This window comes from Pseudomonas sp. HB05 (genome assembly GCF_016756915.1).
GTDB classification, from domain to species: Bacteria; Pseudomonadota; Gammaproteobacteria; order Pseudomonadales; family Pseudomonadaceae; genus Aquipseudomonas; species Aquipseudomonas alvandae.
Genome location: NZ_JAESPG010000005.1, coordinates 19,364 through 38,918 on the forward strand (window position 1 = coordinate 19,364; position 19,555 = coordinate 38,918).

At 59.9% G+C, this 19,555-nt stretch carries 13 protein-coding genes; all 13 read left to right on the forward strand.

Going from position 1 to position 19,555, the window contains the following annotated elements; genetic code table 11:
* The first annotated feature begins 96 nt into the window (after nt 1-96).
* The 13 genes from JMN22_RS07105 to JMN22_RS07165 all read left to right on the forward strand — a co-directional run bounded on the left by JMN22_RS07105 (nt 97) and on the right by JMN22_RS07165 (nt 19,544).
* Nucleotides 97-1,215, forward strand: coding sequence for a DegT/DnrJ/EryC1/StrS family aminotransferase (locus JMN22_RS07105; protein WP_198797708.1), 1,119 nt, complete (start codon nt 97-99; stop codon nt 1,213-1,215).
* Nucleotides 1,212-1,970: a WbqC family protein gene (locus JMN22_RS07110; protein WP_198797709.1), complete on the forward strand. Its 759-nt coding sequence runs from the start codon at nt 1,212-1,214 to the stop codon at nt 1,968-1,970. The genes JMN22_RS07105 and JMN22_RS07110 overlap by 4 nt, the downstream gene beginning before the upstream one ends.
* Complete coding sequence (locus JMN22_RS07115; RefSeq protein ID WP_198797710.1) at nt 1,963-2,943, forward strand: hypothetical protein; 981 nt, start codon at nt 1,963-1,965, stop codon at nt 2,941-2,943. Before JMN22_RS07110 ends, JMN22_RS07115 begins: the two co-directional genes overlap by 8 nt.
* On the forward strand, nt 2,940-3,497 hold the full coding sequence (locus JMN22_RS07120; protein WP_198797711.1) for a GNAT family N-acetyltransferase: 558 nt from the start codon (nt 2,940-2,942) through the stop codon (nt 3,495-3,497). Before JMN22_RS07115 ends, JMN22_RS07120 begins: the two co-directional genes overlap by 4 nt.
* A gap of 112 nt (nt 3,498-3,609) precedes the next feature.
* Entirely contained in the window at nt 3,610-7,116 is a 3,507-nt protein-coding gene (locus JMN22_RS07125) for a glycosyltransferase family 2 protein (protein ID WP_198797712.1), read from the forward strand.
* A 305-nt stretch (nt 7,117-7,421) separates the two neighbouring features.
* Entirely contained in the window at nt 7,422-8,159 is a 738-nt protein-coding gene (locus tag JMN22_RS07130; RefSeq protein WP_123342203.1) for a flagellar basal body rod protein FlgF, read from the forward strand.
* Nucleotides 8,160-8,208: 49 nt separating this feature from the next.
* A complete protein-coding gene (flgG, locus tag JMN22_RS07135) occupies nt 8,209-8,994 on the forward strand; it encodes a flagellar basal-body rod protein FlgG (RefSeq protein ID WP_039593104.1) in 786 nt (261 codons plus the stop codon).
* A 63-nt stretch (nt 8,995-9,057) separates the two neighbouring features.
* Nucleotides 9,058-9,753 carry a flagellar basal body L-ring protein FlgH gene (gene flgH, locus JMN22_RS07140; protein ID WP_198797713.1) on the forward strand — a complete coding sequence of 232 codons (696 nt, stop codon included), beginning with the start codon at nt 9,058-9,060 and terminating at the stop codon, nt 9,751-9,753.
* 60 nt (nt 9,754-9,813) lie between these two features.
* On the forward strand, nt 9,814-10,884 hold the full coding sequence (locus JMN22_RS07145) for a flagellar basal body P-ring protein FlgI (protein ID WP_162488974.1): 1,071 nt from the start codon (nt 9,814-9,816) through the stop codon (nt 10,882-10,884).
* 14 nt (nt 10,885-10,898) lie between these two features.
* Nucleotides 10,899-12,197: a flagellar assembly peptidoglycan hydrolase FlgJ gene (flgJ, locus tag JMN22_RS07150; RefSeq protein WP_198797739.1), complete on the forward strand. Its 1,299-nt coding sequence runs from the start codon at nt 10,899-10,901 to the stop codon at nt 12,195-12,197.
* A gap of 10 nt (nt 12,198-12,207) precedes the next feature.
* Nucleotides 12,208-14,274, forward strand: a complete 2,067-nt coding sequence (gene flgK / locus JMN22_RS07155) for a flagellar hook-associated protein FlgK (protein ID WP_198797714.1) — start codon at nt 12,208-12,210, stop codon at nt 14,272-14,274.
* Nucleotides 14,275-14,287: 13 nt separating this feature from the next.
* Nucleotides 14,288-15,853 (forward strand): flagellar hook-associated protein 3, encoded by a 1,566-nt coding sequence (locus JMN22_RS07160; RefSeq protein ID WP_198797715.1) that lies wholly within the window; start codon nt 14,288-14,290, stop codon nt 15,851-15,853.
* Nucleotides 15,854-15,962: 109 nt separating this feature from the next.
* Nucleotides 15,963-19,544, forward strand: a complete 3,582-nt coding sequence (locus JMN22_RS07165; protein ID WP_198797740.1) for a glycosyltransferase — start codon at nt 15,963-15,965, stop codon at nt 19,542-19,544.
* The last annotated feature ends 11 nt before the right edge of the window (nt 19,545-19,555 follow it).

Here is a 19,555-nt window from a genome sequence, read left to right on the forward strand (position 1 = left end):
TGGCGTTGCAGCCCGCCGACATAGACCGCGATGCAACGCCGCGTCAGAGGAGCTCCCGAGCCGTGTGCCATTTTTCAGTCACCGAGTAGTGTTCCCATGGCCGATTCCATTACCGTTACCAGCCCGCTGCTACCTCCTCTGGAAGAGTTCACGCCCTACCTGCAGCGAATCTGGGAAAGTAAGCGCCTGACCAATGGCGGCCCCTTCCACGAACAGTTGGAACAGGAGTTGGCCGAGCACCTCGGTGTCCAGCATTTATCGCTGTTTTCCAACGGTACCCTGGCCTTGGTGACCGCGCTGCAGGCCTTGCGCATTACCGGCGAAGTCATCACGACGCCTTATTCGTTCGTGGCCACTTCCCACTCGCTGCTATGGAATAACCTCAAGCCAGTGTTCGTGGACGTCGATCCGGTGACAAAGAATCTTGACCCACGACGTATCGCTGAGGCGATCACCCCGGCGACTTCGGCGATTCTGCCGGTCCATTGCTATGGCATTCCCTGTGATGTCGAGGGCATCCAGGCCGTCGCCGATACCTATGGACTCAAGGTTATCTATGACGCGGCACATGCTTTTGGGGTCCGACAGGACGGTGCAAGCGTTCTGAATCACGGCGACCTGTCGATCCTCAGTTTTCACGCCACCAAGGTATTCAATACTTTTGAAGGTGGCGCCATTATCTGCCGAGACGAAAAGGTCAAGCAGCGTATTGATTACCTGAAGAATTTCGGTTTTGCCGATGAAGTCACGGTCATGGCTCCCGGTATCAACGGGAAGATGAACGAGTTGCAGGCAGCATTCGGCGTGCTGCAGTTGCGCTACATCGATGAAGCGCTCAGCCGTCGGAAAAAGGTGTTTGAATATTATCGGAGCGCCCTGGAAGGCATCCCCGGTATCAGCCTGCTGGAACAACCGCAGGGACTGGACTGGAACTATGCCTATTGTCCGATCCTGGTCGATGGCGAGCGTTTCGGGGTGAGCCGGGACGAGGTATATGACCGCTACCGTGCAGAAAACATCCTTGTGCGCCGGTACTTCTATCCGCTGATATGCGAGTTTCCGATGTACCGCGGCCTTCCCAGTTCAGACCTCTCTCAACTGGGCAATGCCTACACCCTGTCCCGCCAGGTGCTGTGCCTGCCGATTTATCCGGATCTAGATACTCAGACCCAGTCGAAAATCATTGAGGTACTGCTCAAGGCCCGAGAGGCATGAGCCAGGCCCTTACCTCGCAGATGTGCATGCCGGAAGCTGACCAGCAGCACCGGATTGCGCTAATGCAACCTTATTTCCTGCCTTACCTGGGCTATTTCCAACTGATCGCTGCGGTCGACTGTTTTGTCCTCTACGACAATGTGCAGTTCATCAAGAATGGATGGATCGAACGCAACCGTTATTTGCTGGGGCAGGAACCGAAGTGGTTCCGGGTACCGCTAAGCAACGGTAGTCACACCCAGCAGATCATGGAGAAACGGATTGCCGAAACGTTTGACCCAGGCGATATCCTCAACAAATTGAGCTTCGCCTATCGCCGTGCACCCCACGCGCCAAACATGCTGGCCTGGCTGGAGTCGCTGCTGGTCGAGCCTGCTTCGAACATTGCCGAGCTCAACGAGCGGATACTGCGGGCCTGCTGTGCCCTGATTGGGTTGCATACGCCGATCATCCGCTCCAGCGATCTGCCAATAGGCACGGATACCAAAGCACAGGACCGAGTACTCGAAATAGTCCAGGCCTGCGCTGGCACTCATTACCTCAATCCCGTCAATGGTGGTCATCTCTACCAGGCCGAGGCATTCCACCAGGTCGGTATCGCCCTTGAATTGCTCAAGGCGACCTTGCCCGTCTATCGGCAGGGTGGGGATGAACAACCCTTTGTGCCCGGCCTGTCGATCCTCGATGCCTTGATGTACAACGACGCACAGACCGTGGGAGCCTGGGCAAAAGGTGGAGAAATTGTCCGTGCCTGAAGCTATCGGTGGTTATTTCGAGTTGGAGCTGCGCAAAGGACATAATCCTTACCCTGAGGCCGCTGCCTTTAACTCGGCCCGCTCGGCCTTCAAGACGCTGGTCATGGCGCGTAACCTGCGCCGGGTTCATTTGCCTGTCTATATCTGCGATGTCATGCAGGACGTGCTTCGCGGATCCGGCATCGAGGTGTTGCGCTATGCGTTGAGCGAACGTCTCGAGTTGCCGGACTTCCCAGTCCTGCAAGCCGATGAAGCCCTGTTGTTCGTCGATTACTTCGGACTCAAGGCTGACTACATCGGCCAAGTACTTGCCGTTCGCTACGGCAGGCAATTGATCGTCGATAATTCCCAGGCGCTTTTTTCCCGGCCGCAGCCCGGGATTGCAACCCTTTACTCGCCCCGCAAGTTCGTTGGTGTAGCTGATGGCGGTTGGCTGGCTAATGCGCCTGCTGATCTGCCGCAAGCGCAGAGAAGCTGCTCTCAGGAGCGTTTTGCCGCGCTGCTGGGGCGTCTTGAAGACGCTCCGCAACACCACTATGCAGCATTCCAGGTGTTGGAGCAGGCATTGGAAATCGATGGCATCAGGGCCATGTCCGCCAGTACCGCACGCTTGCTCGACAGCATCGATTACCACGAAATCGCCAGACGCCGGATAGACAACCTGGCGCATTTGCGCGGACGCCTGGACCACCTCAATCGCTTCGCCATCTGGCCCGTGCAACCCGTTGCGGCATTGTGTTACCCGCTGCTGGTCGAGTCTGCCGAGATGGCAACCCGGTTGCGCGCTCACCTGCTGGACCAGCACATCTACGTACCTTGCTACTGGCGTGAAGTATTGAGCAGTCCAACGGCGCCGCCCATTGAAAGAGATTGGGCGCAGTGCCTGCTGCCGCTGCCGATCGACCAGCGATACAACGTCGATGACATGAATCGTCTTGCCGACGCCATCCTTCAGAACACGGGGAAATCATGAGCATTCTAGGTCAACGCATCCTGCTCAGAGCGCTGGAGCTCGAGGACTTGCCGCTGCTGCACAAGTGGTCCAACGATGAGGCCCTCTGGAGCCTGCTGGGCGGCTGGCATTTCCCCACCTCGCGGGAAGCGCAACGGGACTGGCTGCTGGGTCTCAAGAGCGACTCGCTCAACCAGCGCTTCGGTATCGAGGTTCCGGGCCACGGCCTGATCGGTACGGCAAACCTGGTTGGCATTGACTGGAAAAACCGCACTGCCGAGCACGGCATGATGATCGGTGATTCCTCCCTGCGTGGCCAAGGCCATGGCACCGACGTGATCGCCACGGTGATGCGCTATGCCTTCGACGAACTGGGCTTGAGCCGGCTTTCGACCACTATCATCGAGTACAACGCCGCGTCCCTGGCGACCTACACCCGCAAGACCCCTTGGGTCATCGAGGGCGTGCAGCGCCAGTGGTACTACCGCAAGGGCCAGCGTTGGGACCGCATCATGCTGGGCGTGAGCGCTGAAGAGTACCGTGCCTGGCAAGCCGCGCGGGGCGATAGCCAATGAGCCAAGAGTTGCAAGTGCTGCAAGCGAACGGCTACGTCGTCGCGACCCCATTCCTGCCGGGTTCGCACACCGCGCCTGAGAAATCCGACCCCTCCAGCCCCAAGGCAACTGTATGACTACCCCGTCCCTGCATGGCAAGCCGCGTCACCCTTATTACATTGGTGCGCCCCATTACCGGGAAACCTCCTCGGGCGTATGCGTATTGCATTATCTCTGCCACGTGCTGAACTTGTCCGGTTACGAGGCCTATCTCACCCCTTGCCAGGTGAATCCGAAACTGCGCACGCCGATCCTGACCGAGGAACTGCGCCAGCGCCATCGCTCGCTCGGCCTGGCACCGATCGCGGTCTATCCCGAAGTGACGGACGGCAACCCGATTGGCACACCGATCGTGGTTCGTTACATGCTCAACCGTGACGGCTTTCTAACTGGCCGCGCAATCAATGTGCAGAAGTCAGACCTGTTTTTCTATTACACGCAGGATTTCGGTGGTGGCAGTGATAGCAGCGACCTGCTCCTGTTGCCCGTCATCGACTCGGAGTTATTCTCGCCGCCAACCGAGCCGGTGCAGCGCAGTGGCAACTACCTGTATTTGCACCGCTTCGACAAGTCCAAGGTCGATTACTCGATGCTGCCGGACGATATCGAAGTCCTGAGCATGCTCAATCCGAAGACTCTGGCCCAGCTAGCGCAGATTTTTCGAACGGCCTCAACGCTTTACACATACGAGATATCATCGACCTGCACGGCGGCCATGCTCTGTGGTTGTCCGGTTATCTATATGCCCGGCGGTCACGTCAAGACCCTGCCTTTCATCGAGCAGTTCGGCGATGCGGGCGCGGCGCTCTATGGTGAGCCCGGCGGACTGGAGCGTGCACGAGCAACCGTGATGCAGGCGCGCAGGCGCTGGCTGGACATAGAAAAGGCCTTTTGGCCTCAGTTGGAGCGCTTCGTCGATATCACTCAGCAGGTTGCCGTCCAGCACGCCATTGATGCTCGCGTACCCTCCGTCAAGGACTGGCTGCGCACCCGTGTACTGACGCCGATCCAGCAGCAGCTTGTCGACCAGCGTCGCCGCCAGCTAAGCGGACAAACCAGCCTGACGTTGTTGGTGCGCGATCCCTTGGGCGATTTCAATGCCTTGAGCGATACCTTGGAAAGTCTTGCGCTGTGGCGATCACGCTCATCGATCAGCTTGCGCATGGTGGTTCTTAGCACCTCGCCGACGCCTGATAATCTTCCCGACAATCTGCACTGGCTGACCTGTGTCGACCCCGGCGCCGTCGAACTGAACGAGATTGTGCAGGCAGACGACAGCGACTGGATCATGCTGCTTACCGCTGGCGATGAGGTCCTGCCCGGCGGCACGTTAATGCTCGATCTGGAGCTGCCAGGTGCCGATGGTTGCCGGATGATTTATTGCGATGGCATGTATCGCTCGGAGAACGGCCCTCAAGCGGTCTTGCGCCCCTGCATCAACCTCGACTACCTGTTGAGCCTGCCATTGGCCATGGCCAACCATTGGTTGATCCGTCGCGAACTGGCGCTGGAGATCGGTGGTTACAACCCGCAAGTGCCCGAGGCGCTTGAGTTGGATCTCATCTTGCGACTGATAGAAACCGGGAGCATGAACGGCATTGCCCATCTGAGCGAACCGCTGGTGGTCAGCAACGCGCCGACCTTGGCCGATAACCCGGACGAGCGTAAAACCCTGCAACGGCACTTGGACAGCCGCGGCTACACGAACGCCAGGGTCCTGCAGCAGCCGACCCGGCATTACCACATCAAGTACGGCCATGATCAACAGCCCTTGGTGTCGATCCTGATTCCGACCCGGGACCAGTTGCCGCTGTTGCAGCGTTGTGTGGAAAGCCTGTTGTCAAAAACGCGTTATCCGTACTTCGAGATTATCCTGATCGACAACGGCAGCGAGGCTGAAGAAGCCCTCTCTTGGCTGAGCGAGATGGAGTTGATCGGAGGAGACAAGGTCCGCGTCGTTCGTTTCCCCTATCCTTTCAACTTCAGTGCCATGAATAACTTGGCAGCCAGCCAGGCGCGCGGCGAGTACCTGGTGTTGTTGAATAACGATACGGCGGTCATTCAGGATGATTGGCTGGACGAGCTGCTCAACCATGCCTTGCGTCCGGAAGTGGGTGTTGTTGGCGCCAAGCTGATCACCCCGGCAGGCACTCTCCAGCATGCAAACCTGATTACCGGGCTGCGCGGCCCTGCCGCCAGCCCTTTCATCGACCAGGCTGCCAGCAGCGGCGGTTATATGCAGCGCCTGGTCGTCGATCAAAACACCAGCGCGGTCAGCGCGGCGTGCCTGATGATCCGCACGGCGATCTACCTGGAAGCCGGAGGCATGGATGAGGCGTTGTTCCAGGTCACCTGCAACGATTTGGACCTTTGCCTGAAGGTGGCGAACCTTGGCTATCTGAATGTCTGGACCCCTCATGCCGTGCTCTTGCATGAGGGGGGAGCGACTTGGTCAAGCGTCGGCAAGGATCCACTCAACCGTCAACGTTTTGCCATGGAGCAAGATCACGCCTTGAGCAAATGGCTGGACGTCCTGGCCAATGATCCTGCCTATAACAGTAACCTGTCGCTGCGGGGTGCTGGCTTCGAACTTGAAGCCATTAACGAACTGACTTGGCGACCGCTGTCGTGGCGGCCACTTCCGGTGGTATTGGTGCACCCAGGGAAGTGCGAAAGAGCCGCAAATCTGCGTATTGTCGAGCCGTTCACTGCTTTGCGTGATGGCGGCAACATCGAAGGTTGTATCAGCAACAGTCTCCTGCCGGCGACAACGCTTGCGCGCTACAACCCCGATGTCATTGTTTTCCAATATCAGGCTGACTCGCAGCTCCTGGAGCAGATGCAGCACATCAATGTTCTCTCCAAAGCGTTCAAGATTCTTGAGTTGGATGAGCTGAAATCGCAGGTTCCGGGGTGGATGTCTTCGCTGCAACACGCGGCAAGCCTGGTCGACCGCATCGTTGTGCCGACGCCTGCGATGGCCCAGGCCTGTGCTGGGTTGCATCAGGATATTCGTGTACTCGAAACCCGCCTGGGGAGCAAATGGCGCAACTTGGCCAGCGGGCGCCAGACATCTGGCATCCCTCGCATAGGCTGCGCGATTGATCCGACGCAGCCTTTTTTCCAGCCGTTGATCCTGAGTCTGATGGAGGCGTTGGCGGGTCAAGTGGAGTGGGTGCTTTGGGGGGATGTGCCTGCTTATCTGCGACCGCTCGCCAGCGAAGTCCATGATGGCGTTCACGACAATCCCGAGGTGCTGGCCAGTCTCAACCTGGAGATGGTCCTGGCGCCACAAGGCTTTGGCCTGGCCGACGACAGCGACAGTCTGCTCCGCAACCTGCAGTATGGCGCTTGCGGCTACAGTGTGATTGGCGGCAATGTCGCCGATAACCTGGGCGATCTCGTCAACACCCGTATGGGTGATCGCCAGGAGCAATGGCTTGGGGCGATTAGTGCTGTCCTGGCAGATCGGCAGGCCTCGCGGCTGCAGAGCGAGCGACTACGCAAGCAAATACTGGATAACTGGGTCTTCGACGATGCCTGTGCTGCGCGCTGGGTTCAGGGATGGTTGCCCAGCTGAAGGAAGCCTGAGGGCGGCGGCAGGGAAGTGCGCCCGGCCGCCCGCTTATTCATCCGACCACTCAATGGTCAGCTTGCGCGAACCGCGCCACGCAGGAGCGCAATGATCAACGACCGGTACTTGCCACTGATCGGCAAGACACCGCCGGTTTTTCGTCTTCGACTCATTTCCAAACTCCTCACCGAAACCCACGAGCCCTTTGTTTTACGGGCCTGGGCCCGCCAGAAAAAAGTTGGTCTGCAATTTGCTTAAGGCTGTGCAACACAGCAGTGGGCGGCAAACGTCCGGCATGCAGAGGAACGACAGTGGACAAGTACCTTTATGTGGCAATGACCGGCGCCAGCCAGAACGCACTGGCGCAACGGGCCCATGCCAACAACCTGGCGAACATCTCCACCAATGGTTTTCAGAAAGACCTGGAGCAGGCACGTTCGATGCCGGTGTTCGGCGACAGCTTTCCGGCGCGGGCGTTTGCCATGTCCGAGCGGCCTGCCACTGACTTCACCCCGGGCGCGCTGGTTGAAACCGGTCGCGACCTGGACGTGGCGGTCAGCGGGCCGGGCTGGATGGCCGTGCAGAACCCCGACGGCGGTGAAAGCTACGTGCGCACCGGCAGCCTCAACGTTGACGCCCTGGGCGTGCTGCGGGCCGGCAACGGCATGCCGGTGATGGGCAATGGCGGTCCGATCGCCGTGCCACCGGAGCAGAAAATCGAAATCGGCCAGGACGGCACCATCAGCATCCGCGCCATGGGCGAAGGCCCGCGCGTGATGGCTGAAGTGGACCGCATCAAGCTGGTCAATCCTGACCTGAAGAATATGACCAAGGGCTTGGACGGTTCGATCCGCACCAAGGACGGCCAGCCGGCGCCCATCGACGGCAACGTGCAACTGGTGTCGGGCTTCCAGGAGGCGAGCAACGTCAACGCCGTGGATGAGATGACTTCGGTGCTGGCCCTGGCCAAGCAATTCGAGCTCCACGTCAAGATGATGAACACCGCCAAAGAAGGCGATGAGGCCATGGCTCGGGTCTTGCAGATCTAATCATTAATTACAGCGCTGCGCCGAAAAACAGGCGTAAGAGGAGAATCGAATGCTTCCGGCTCTTTGGGTTGCCAAAACAGGTCTGTCCGCCCAGGACACCAACCTGTCCACTATTTCCAACAACCTGGCGAACGTCTCGACCACGGGTTTCAAACGTGATCGCGCCGAGTTCCAGGACCTGCTGTACCAAGTAAAACGCCAGCCTGGCGCCCAGTCGACCCAAGACAGCGAATTGCCGTCGGGCCTGCAAGTGGGTACCGGTGTGCGCATCGTCGGCACCCAGAAAAACTTCAACGCCGGCAGCCTGCAAACCACCGAGCAGCCGTTGGATATGGCCATCGACGGTCGCGGTTTCTTCCAGATCCTGCAGCCGGACGGCACCACGTCCTACACCCGCGACGGTACCTTCCACCTCGACTCCAATGGCCAGATCGTCAACGCCAGCGGTTTCGCCCTGGAACCGGCCATTGTCATCCCGAACGATGCCCAGACCTTCACCGTCGGTCGTGACGGTACCGTGTCCATCACCGTGGCGGGCAACCCGGCCTCCCAAGTGATCGGCAACCTGCAGACCGCCGACTTCATCAACCCGGCCGGCCTGCAAGCTGTGGGTAACAACCTGTTCATGGAAACCGCCGCCAGTGGCGCGCCGCAAGTCGGCACCCCAGGCCTGAACGGTTTCGGCACCACGCTGCAGAACACCTTGGAAACCTCGAACGTGAGCACCGTTGAGGAGATGGTCAACATGATCACCACCCAGCGCGCCTACGAAATGAACTCGAAGGTGATCTCCACCGCCGACCAGATGCTCTCGTTCGTCACGCAGAATCTGTAATCGCGTCGCAAAATCCGTAGACAGGGCGGCCTGAGGCCGCCTGCAACACCAAGAGGTAGGGTCATGAATCGCTTTGTATCTGTTCTGGCATTGAGTGGGATTACCGCGCTGGCGGGCTGTGTCGCGCCAACGCCCAAGCCCAATGACCCGTACTACGCTCCGGTGTTGCCACGCACGCCGTTGCCGGCCGCCGCCAACAATGGCTCGATCTACCAGGCCGGTTTCGAACAGAACCTGTACAGCGACCGCAAGGCCTTCCGGGTCGGTGACATCATCACCATCACCCTGAACGAGCGGACCCAGGCCAGCAAGAACGCCAATTCGCAGATCGACAAGACCAGCGAGACCAGCGTCGGCCTGACGTCGTTGTTCGGTTCGAGCCTGACCACCAACAACCCGATCGGCAGCAACGACCTGAGCCTCAACGCCGGATACAGTGCTGACCGCGCCACCAAGGGCGACAGCCAGTCCGGCCAGAGCAACAGCCTGACCGGTTCGATCACCGTGACCGTCGCCGATGTGCTGCCCAACGGCATCATTGCCGTGCGCGGCGAGAAATGGCTGACTCTCAACACGGGCGATGAGCTGGTGCGTATTGCCGGCATGGTTCGCGCCGATGACATTTCCACCGACAACACTGTTCCATCGACCCGCGTGGCCGATGCGCGCATCACCTATTCGGGCACTGGTGCCTTTGCCGATGCGAGTCAGCCAGGTTGGTTCGACCGTTTCTTCCTCAGCCCGAAGTTCCCTTTCTAGGTGGCCAAGTTGAATCTCAAGCGGTTGAATCTTAAACAGCTGTTGATCGGTGCCCTGGTGATGTCGGCAGCCTTCACTGCTCAAGCCGAGCGCTTGAAGGACATCGCCAGCATTTCCGGCGTGCGTTCCAACCAGTTGATCGGCTACGGCCTGGTCGTGGGCCTCAATGGTACCGGCGACCAGACCACCCAGACCCCGTTCACCCTGCAGACCTTCAACAATATGTTGTCGCAGTTCGGTATCAAAGTGCCGGCCGGTTCCGGCAACGTGCAGTTGAAGAACGTCGCGGCGGTGTCGGTCAGTGCCGATCTGCCGGCATTCGCCAAGCCCGGCCAGCAAGTGGATATCACCGTATCGTCCATCGGTAACTCCAAGAGCCTGCGCGGCGGCACGTTGTTGCTGACGCCGCTCAAGGGTATCGACGGCAACGTCTACGCCATCGCCCAGGGCAACCTGGTGGTCGGCGGTTTCGACGCCGAGGGCCGCGACGGTTCGAAGATCACCGTCAACGTTCCGTCGGCGGGTCGCATCCCTGGCGGTGCATCGGTTGAGCGTGCGGTGCCGAGCGGTTTCAACCAGGGCAATAGCCTGACGCTGAACCTCAACCGTTCCGACTTCACCACGGCCAAGCGCATCGTCGACAAGATCAACGACATGCTCGGCCCAGGCGTGGCCCAGGCCATCGACGGTGGCTCGATTCGCGTCACCGCACCACTAGATCCGAGCCAGCGTGTCGACTACTTGTCGATCCTGGAAAACCTCGAAGTCGATCCGGGCCAGGCGGTGGCGAAAGTCATCATCAACTCGCGCACCGGCACCATCGTGATCGGCCAGAACGTGAAGGTTTCGCCGGCCGCCGTGACCCACGGCAGCCTGACCGTGACCATCACCGAAGACCCGATCGTCAGCCAGCCGGGCCCGTTGTCCAACGGCCAGACCGCCGTGGTCCCGCGTTCGCGAGTCAATGCCGAGCAGGAAGCCAAGCCGATGTTCAAGTTCGGCCCGGGCACCACCCTGGATGAAATCGTCCGGGCGGTGAACCAGGTCGGCGCGGCACCGGGTGACTTGATGGCGATTCTCGAAGCCTTGAAGCAGGCCGGCGCGTTGCAAGCCGACCTGATCGTGATTTAAGGAAAGCGGTCATGGTGGATATGCGCAAAGGCGCCTTGATCAGTGGGGATTCAGCGTCCTATTCGGACCTCAATCGCCTGAACCAGCTCAAGGTCGGCGACAAGAACAGCGAAGGCAACCTGCGCAAAGTGGCGCAGGAATTCGAGTCGTTGTTCCTCGGCGAAATGCTCAAGTCCATGCGTTCGGCCACCGAGGCCCTGGGCAAGGACAATCCGATGAATACGCCGGAAGCCAAGCAATACCAGGAAATGTACGACCAGCAGTTGGCCGTTTCGATGTCCCGCGAGGGCGGCGGTATCGGCCTGGCCGACGTGCTGCTGCGCCAGATGTCGAAGAACAAGCCGCTGGCCTCGGGCGAGGCGGCCACCTTGTCGGCCGCCAAGCAGCAAGATGCGTTGGACAAGGCCAAGGCGCCTGTGCCCACGCCAGTGGCGGCCGGAACGCTGCCCGATGGGCCTTTGTCGCGCAGCAACGGCCAGCGCCCACTCTGGGCCTCGCGGGCTGTGAGCGCGCCGCAAGGAGCCGAGGGCATCCACCGCAACGACATGGAATTGATCAACCAGCGTCGCCTGGCCCTGCCGCCGAAACTGGCCGACCGCCTGCTCGCCGGGCTGGTGCCTTCGGCGTCGGTCAAGCCTGAGGCCGTGGCGCAGAATGTCTTGCCGGATCGTGCCGTTGCCGCCGTCAAGCCTGCTACCGGTGAGCTGGCCAACGGTGACTGGCTGGCCGCGCTCAAGGCTGCCGAACCCAAAGGCGACATGCAGGTCTATGGTCGCGCCGTGGCCCAGCCACCGTTGGCACCGGCGCGCAAGGCCTTCCGCGATGCCGATGAATTCGTCAATGCCATGCTGCCGATGGCCAAGGAAGCCGCCGACCGCATCGGTGTCGACCCTCGTTACCTGGTGGCCCAGGCCGCCTTGGAAACCGGTTGGGGCAAATCGGTGATGCGCCAGCCCGATGGCAGCAGCAGCCACAACCTGTTCGGCATCAAGGCCAGCAAGAATTGGACGGGCGATTCGGCGCGGGCGATCACCAGCGAATTCCGCAATGGCGAGATGGTCAAGGAGACGGCCGAGTTCCGTTCCTACGCCTCTTACCGCGACAGCTTCCATGATTTGGTGAACCTGCTGCAAAGCAACAGTCGCTATCAAGCTGTGCTGAAGTCGGCCGATAACCCGGAACAGTTTGTACGCGAGTTGCAGAAGGCCGGTTACGCCACCGACCCGAACTACGCCAACAAGATTTCGAACATAGCCCGGCAGATGACGAGTTACCAAAACTACGCCTCGGCCGGTGCCACCACGACTTTATAAGGTCTGAACCATGAGTTTGCTCAATATCGGGATGTCGGGTCTGTCCGCAAGCCAGACCGCACTGGTGACCACGGGTAACAACATCGCCAACGTCGATACCGCTGGGTATTCGCGTCAGCAGACCGTGCAGACCACCAAGGCGTCGAACCAGTACGGCAACGTGTTCATCGGCTCCGGCACGACCCTGGCGGATGTGCGCCGGGTCTATAACTCGTACCTTGAAGCACAACTGAAGACCACCACCTCGCTCAACAGCGATGCGGCGGCCTACCAGGGGCAGATCACTCCGCTCGATTCCCTGCTGTCGGACAGCGGTACCGGCCTCAATGGCGCACTGACCAAGTTCTTCGCCTCGGTGCAAAACGTCAACGCCAAGCCGGGCGACGATGCCTCCCGCCAGTTGCTGCTCAGCGATGCCCAAGCCCTGAGCAACCGTTTCAACTCGGTTGCCAGCCAGCTGACCGCGCAGAACGAGAACATCAACGGCAACCTGTCTAACATGGTCGACCAGATCAACAGCCTGGCCACCACCGTCGCCCAGTTGAACAAGAAAATCGCCGAAGTCTCCAACTCCGGCGGCGCTCCGAACGACCTGCTCGACGCCCGTAGCGAAACCATTCGCCAGTTGTCCACCTTCACTGGCACTCAGGTCGTCGAGAACGGCAGCAGCCTGGACATCTACCTGGGTTCCGGCCAGCCACTGGTGATGGGCAATATCACCAACAAACTCGAAGCGGTGCCGGACAAGAACGACCCAGGTCGCATAGGCATCCAGCTCAACAGCGGCTCCAGCGTCATGGACATCACCCAAGTCATGACCGGCGGTGAAATCGGCGGCCTGATGCGCTACCGCAGCACCGTGCTCGACCCCGCGATGAACGAACTGGGCCGCGTGGCGCTGGTCGTCGCCGATCAGATGAACAGCATCCAGGCCTCGGGCATCGACAAGAACGGTGCGTTTGGTTCCAACCTGTTCAGCAGCATCAACAGCGCCGCCCAGATGAGCCAGCGCAGCGTCGCCTCGCTGGGCAACAGCGCCGGGTCCGGCAACTTCAACGTGTCCATCGAAGACACCGGCAAGCTGACCACCAACGACTACAAGATCACGTTCACCAGCGCTACCGACTACACTGTGCAGCGCTTGCCTGATAACACGCCGATGGGGGCGTTCAACACCGCGACTACGCCTCCACCGGTGGTCGATGGTTTCGCCTTGACCTTCGGCGGTGGCCCGGCGGTGGCCGGTGATTCGTTCAAGATCACCCCGACCCGCAACGCGGCGGGCAGCATCAAGACCGAGATGACCGACTCCAAGCGGCTGGCGATTGCCGCGCCGCTGGGCGCTGCCATCACGCCAGGTGGCAGCGGCACGCTGACCATTCCGGCGAGCGGCCAGCCGACCATGACCACCAAGCTGGACATCTACGACGAGGCCACCACCAGCATCATCCAGAACGGCATCAAGAACTCGATGCCGGTCAAGGTGGTGTTCGGCGCGACGTCGGCCGGTGGCTCCAGCCAGGCTTACCAACTACGCGATGCCCAGGGTGGCTTGATCAGCAGCGGTACGATCATACCCGGCCAGAGCAACACCCTGAGCCTGAGCGTTCCGCTCAAGGACGCCACGGGTGCCCCGATCATGGATTCGTCCGTACCGCCGGTGCAGCGTACCGTCACGTTCGACATGTCGATCGCCGGTGCACCATCGGAAGGGGCGGGTATCAATATCAGCCTCAGCCAGCCCGGCAGCCTGGACAACCGTAACGGTACGGCATTGGCCGGCTTGCAGACCGCCAAGACCGTAGACACCAACACTGCCAGCAAAGGCATTTCCCTGAACGATGCCTACGGCAAGCTGGTGGAAGGCGTCGGCGCCAAGGCCGCCCAGGGCAAGCTCGACAGCGCCGCCACCGGCGCGATCCTGGACAATGCCAAGAACGCCCGCGATTCGTTGTCCGGCGTGGACCTGGATGAAGAAACCGGCAACCTGGTCAAGTTCCAGCAGTACTACACCGCGTCCTCGCAGATCATCAAGGCGGCGCAACAAATCTTCAGCACGTTGATCAACAGTCTTTAAGGAGCCGTAGCCCATGCGCATTTCCACTTCTCAGTTCTACGAAAGCACGGCTGCGAACTATCAGAAAAACTTCGCCAAGGTCGTCAAGAGCAGCGAGGAGGCCAGCAGCCTGGTGCGTGTGAACACCGCCGCCGATGATCCGGTCGGTGCTTCGCGCTTGCTGCAACTGGGTAACCAGGCTTCGATGCTGTCGCAGTACGAAGCCAACGTCACCACTATCAAGGCGACCCTGGGCAACACCGAAGCGGTGATGAACAGCATCGGCAACGTGCTGCAGCGCGCCAAGGAACTGGCCGTCAGCGCCGGTAACGCCGCCTACACTGACTCAGACCGTAAAGCGGTCGCTTCGGAATTGGGTTCGCTCGAAGAACAGCTGCTCAGCCTGATGAACACCAAGGATGAGAACGGCAAATACATCTTCGCCGGCTCCAAGGGCGATGTCGTGCCGTTCACCCGCAATGACGACGGCACCTACAGCTACAACGGCGATCAGGTGACCCTGGACCTGCCGATCGGCGACACCATGTCGATGGCCACCAACAGCACCGGCTGGGAAGTGTTTCAGCAAGCGGTCAACACCAGTCGCACCCAGGTCACCATGACCGCGCCGCCGGTGGATGATGGCCGTGTGGTGTTGACCAACGGCCAAGTGTCGTCCAGCGTCAGCTACAACAGCCAGTTCCGCGGTGGCGAGCCGTATACCGTGGAATTCGTCAGCGGCACCCAGTTGAAAATCACTGACTCGGGTGGCAACGATGTGACCGCCGAAGCCAGCAAGGGTGGTGTCATCGAACCGAATAACCAGGCCGGGCAGACCGTAAGCTTTCGCGGTGTCGACTTGACCTTGAACGTCAACCTTCAAGCTGGCGATGTGGCAGGTACAGTGTTGCCCGGGCACACGTTCACCCTGGCAGCCAAACCGGATAGCTTCACGCCGGCTCGCAGTCCGGGCAACACCACCCTGACTCAAATCACGGGTAGCCAGATCACCGATCCGACGGCTTACCACGCCAGTTTTCCGACGGGCTCGGCCGTGTTGAAGTTCACCAGTGCCACGGATTTCGACCTGTACGCCGCGCCACTGACCGCCGACAGCAAGCCGGTATCCAGCGGCACCCTGGCGGGCAACGTCGCCACCGCATCCGGCGTGAGCTTCACCCTCAATGGTGCCCCGGCGGCCAACGATCAGTTCAGCATCGCGGTCAATACCCACGAGACGCAGAACATTCTCGACACCGTGAGCCAGTTGCGGACTGCCTTGAACACCCCGGCCGATGGCAACAACATCGCCCTTCAGAAGCTGAATGCGGCGCTGGCTTCGGGTATCGGTAACCTGGCCAGCGGCACCGACCACTTGACCAGCGCATTGAGTTCGGTCGGCGGGCGTGGCCAGTCGCTCGATACCCAGAGCGATACCAACCAGAGCTTCGTCCTCGCCAACTCGCAAACCCAGTCGGCGATTCGTGACTCCGACCCGGCGGAAGTGATGACGCGCCTGACCTTGCAGCAGACTATGCTTCAAGCGTCTCAGTTGGCGTTCAGCAAGATCGCTCAATTGGGTTTGTTCAATAAAGTGTGATCCAGGGCGGGGACCGTGACGCTATAAGCGGTCCCCAACCCGTTCCTTTATACGATTCAGGACGTCCTGCTCTCGCCTGAGTTGGCGCCTGCCGTTGAGAGCCATGCGTGTGAAATCAGCTCCTCTTGTCAGCATTGCCATCCCCGCGTACCACTCACGCTTTTTCCGCCTCGCCTTGCAAAGCGCGCTCGAGCAAACCTACGAGAACCTTGAGATTGTCATCTGCGACGATTGCCGCACCGATGAAGTCGAGCGGATTGTCCAGGAACTTGGCGCAGGCTCTAATGTTGCAGTGCGCTACCTGCGCAACCCGACCCGACTGGGGTTCCAGCAGAACCTGTTGCGCTGCCTCGAAGAGTCCCGGGGCGAGTACCTCAAGTTTCTCTGCGATGATGACCAGTTGCTGGCGTTCTGCGTCAGCCAACAGGCGGCCATCCTGCAGGAGCATGCCCAAGTATCGCTGGTGATCAACAAGCATCATTTGATCGATGCAGACAGCTACGCCTTGCCGGTCCGTGTTGAAAACACCGGCATCACGCAGTTCGATGCGCTGTTCAACGGCAGCGACATGCTGGCGTATTTTGAAAAAATCACCCGTAACATTCTTGGCGGTTTAAGTGGTGCAATGATGCGCCGTACCGATGTCGAGGCTTTGCTGCCAGCGTTGGCGCGGCCCGGTGAAGGCTTCGAGGCGGTCCTTGATTTTGCCTTGTTCATCTGCCTGCTGCGCCGGGGTAACCTGGTCCAGCTATACGCCGAGGGAAGCGGCCAGCGCTTGCATCCGGACCGCCTGGCGCGTCAGGCCAAAATGCTTGAAGCGGCTACGGTGGAACTGACATGGCTCAAGGAAATGCTCGCCCAGCGCAGCGGCGAGCCGGCGCCAGCCAGTGGCTGGGTGCGTTACCAGGCGCTGGGGCAGCCTAGGGAGCCAGGGGCGCCCGAATGGGAAGAACTCAACGTCTACTCGGTGATTGCGACTCGCCAGGGCGTCATCGGCTCGCAAGTCGGCACGGACATCGAAAGCTACGCGGACCTCTATGTGCAGTGGTTGGAATGCCGGCACTTCAGTCCATTGCGCAAGCAAGTCTTGTCCCGGCAGATCGCGCGCTGGGCCTACCGCCCGAAGATCGTCCCTGTGATCATCGATGAACAGGACGATTCTTATGCGCTGGATATTACCCTGCAGAGTATCGCGGCCCAGGCCTATGCCTGCGAATCGGTGCTGCTGCTGTCCAACGGTGGCCAGGCGGTGGACAACCATGTCCTGCGCCTTCGCCTGCAAGCTGACTGGACGCAGCAGCTCAATGGGCTGTTGCCTCAACTGGACGGCGCCGATTGGTTCTACCTGCTGCGTGCCGGCGATCGCTTGACCGAATCTGCGCTCCTGATAATGGCCGACCGGATTGTCAGCTCGCCGAGTGCTGCCTGCATCTACAGCGATGAAGGCGCGCTAGTGGATGACAAATCGGCAGAGCCTATCTTCAAGCCCGACTTCAACCTCGACCTGATGCGTGGCTATCCCTACGTTGGTCGGACACTGGCTTTCGAGCGTGATCGATTCCTGGCCTCGGGCGGATTTGATTCGAGCTTGGGCGAATTGGCGCCCCATGACTTGATCTGGCGACTCGTGGAAACGGACGGGCCGCAAGTAATTGGTCATATCCCTGAAGTCCAGGTCGAGTCGACGTTTTCGTTTGCCCAATGGCTGTCGCTGTCGGAGGTCATCGAGCAAAACACGCGGCTGATCGGCGCGCATCTGCAGCGTATCGGCGTGCAGCACCGGCTTCACCCCGGGCCGCTCCTCGCGTTGGTTCCGCGCATTGAATACCTATTCGCCGAGCGTCCGCTGGTGTCGATTGTCATCAGCGTCAAGGATGACCTGAGTGCGCTGGAACGTTGCGTCAACAGTCTGCTCAGTACGACCGCGTATCCATATTACGAGATCATCATTGTCGACAACGCCAGTGAAGCCCCCGAGTTGCAGCATTGGCTGAGGGCGATGGCCGAGCTGGGCAGTGAAAAGTTGCGGATATTCTTACATCCGGGGAGCAGCAGCGAAGCGGTACTCCGCAACTTCGCCTTGCAACAGGCCCGCGGCGAATACCTGCTGTTGCTCAACCCCAGTTGCATCGCGCTGGAAGCCGCATGGCTGGATGAACTGCTCAATCATGGGCAACGTCCCGAGGTCGGTATCGTGGGGCCTCGCACGCTGAACCAGCAAGGTCGGGTCATCGACTCCGGTATGATCATGGGGTTGGGCGGGTTGGCGGGCAGGGCGTTCGTCAACGAATCGGTGGCGTCTGGCGGCTATATGCAACGCTTGCAGACGGTGCAAAACTGGAGCGCCGTCGGCGACCACTGCCTATTGGTGCGCAAGCAAGTTCTGGAGGAAGTTGGCGGGTTCGATGAGTCGATCACAACGCAGCGCATCAATTCGCTGGAGTTGTGCCTGCAGGTCGGAAAAAACGGTTACCTGATCGTCACCACACCCTACAGCGATGTCGTGCTGGCGTCCGGCGTCGAGGCCAGTCGTGATCCTTCGTGGAAGGAGCGCCTGGAGCGCGAACAAGAGGCTTTTTATCAGCGCTGGCTACGCAGGATCGCCAACGATCCCGCCTACAATCGTAACCTGACCCTGACTGGGAAAAGCTTCAGCCTTGAACCCGGGCCACGTACCGGCTGGAATCCGTTGATCACCCGCAACGTTCCTTCGATCCTCGGGATGGCAATCAACACCTCGGCGGTGGGACATTACCGGGTTAGCCAGCCGCTGTTCGAACTGGAAGCGGCGGGTCGAATCGTCGGGCGCGTTGCCTACGATACGCCTTCGATCATCGACATTGAACGCCAGTCACCGGATGTGATCATTCTTCAAGGTCGCTATAACGTCGGTAAATTCAAGGACATCGCTCAAGTCAAGACCTACTCCAATGCCATGCGCATCTACGAATTGGATGACTACATTGCCAGGGTTCCGGAAAAAAACGAACACCGTCGCAATATGCCGGACAACCTCGAGGACTTGCTCCGCCAAGGGATCGCCCAGTGCGATCGGGTCGTGGTGTCCACCCATCCACTGGCGGACGTCTTGTCCAGCATGCATCACGACATCCGCGTGGTGCCCAACATGCTGGCGGCCGGCCTGTGGAACCAGCTCCGGAGCCAGCGTGCAACCTCAAGCAAGCCGCGTATCGGTTGGGGCGGTGGTACCAGCCATCGTGGCGACCTGGAGCTCATCGCCGATGTCGTTCGGGAACTGGCCGATGAAGTTGAATGGGTTTTCTTTGGCATGTGCCCCGATTTGCTCAAGCCCTATGTCCATGAGTTTCATCCTGGCGTGAGCCTGGCACTTTATCCGGCAAAACTTGCCAGCTTGAACCTCGACCTGGCCTTGGCGCCGTTGGAATTTCATATTTTCAACGACTGCAAAAGCAACCTGCGCTTGTTGGAGTACGGTGCGTGCGGGTACCCGGTCATCTGTTCGGATACCGAAGCTTATAGGGGGCACCTGCCTTGCACTCGGGTCCTTACCAACAGCACCGAAGAATGGCTTGAGGCGATCCGCATGCATCTGGCAGACCCGGTTGCCAGTTACCGGATGGGCGACGAATTACGTGAAGTGGTGCTACGCGACTTTATCTTGCGCGGCGATAACTTGCAGTACTGGGCCAATGGTTGGCTACCGGATTGAGGCGTTTCCAT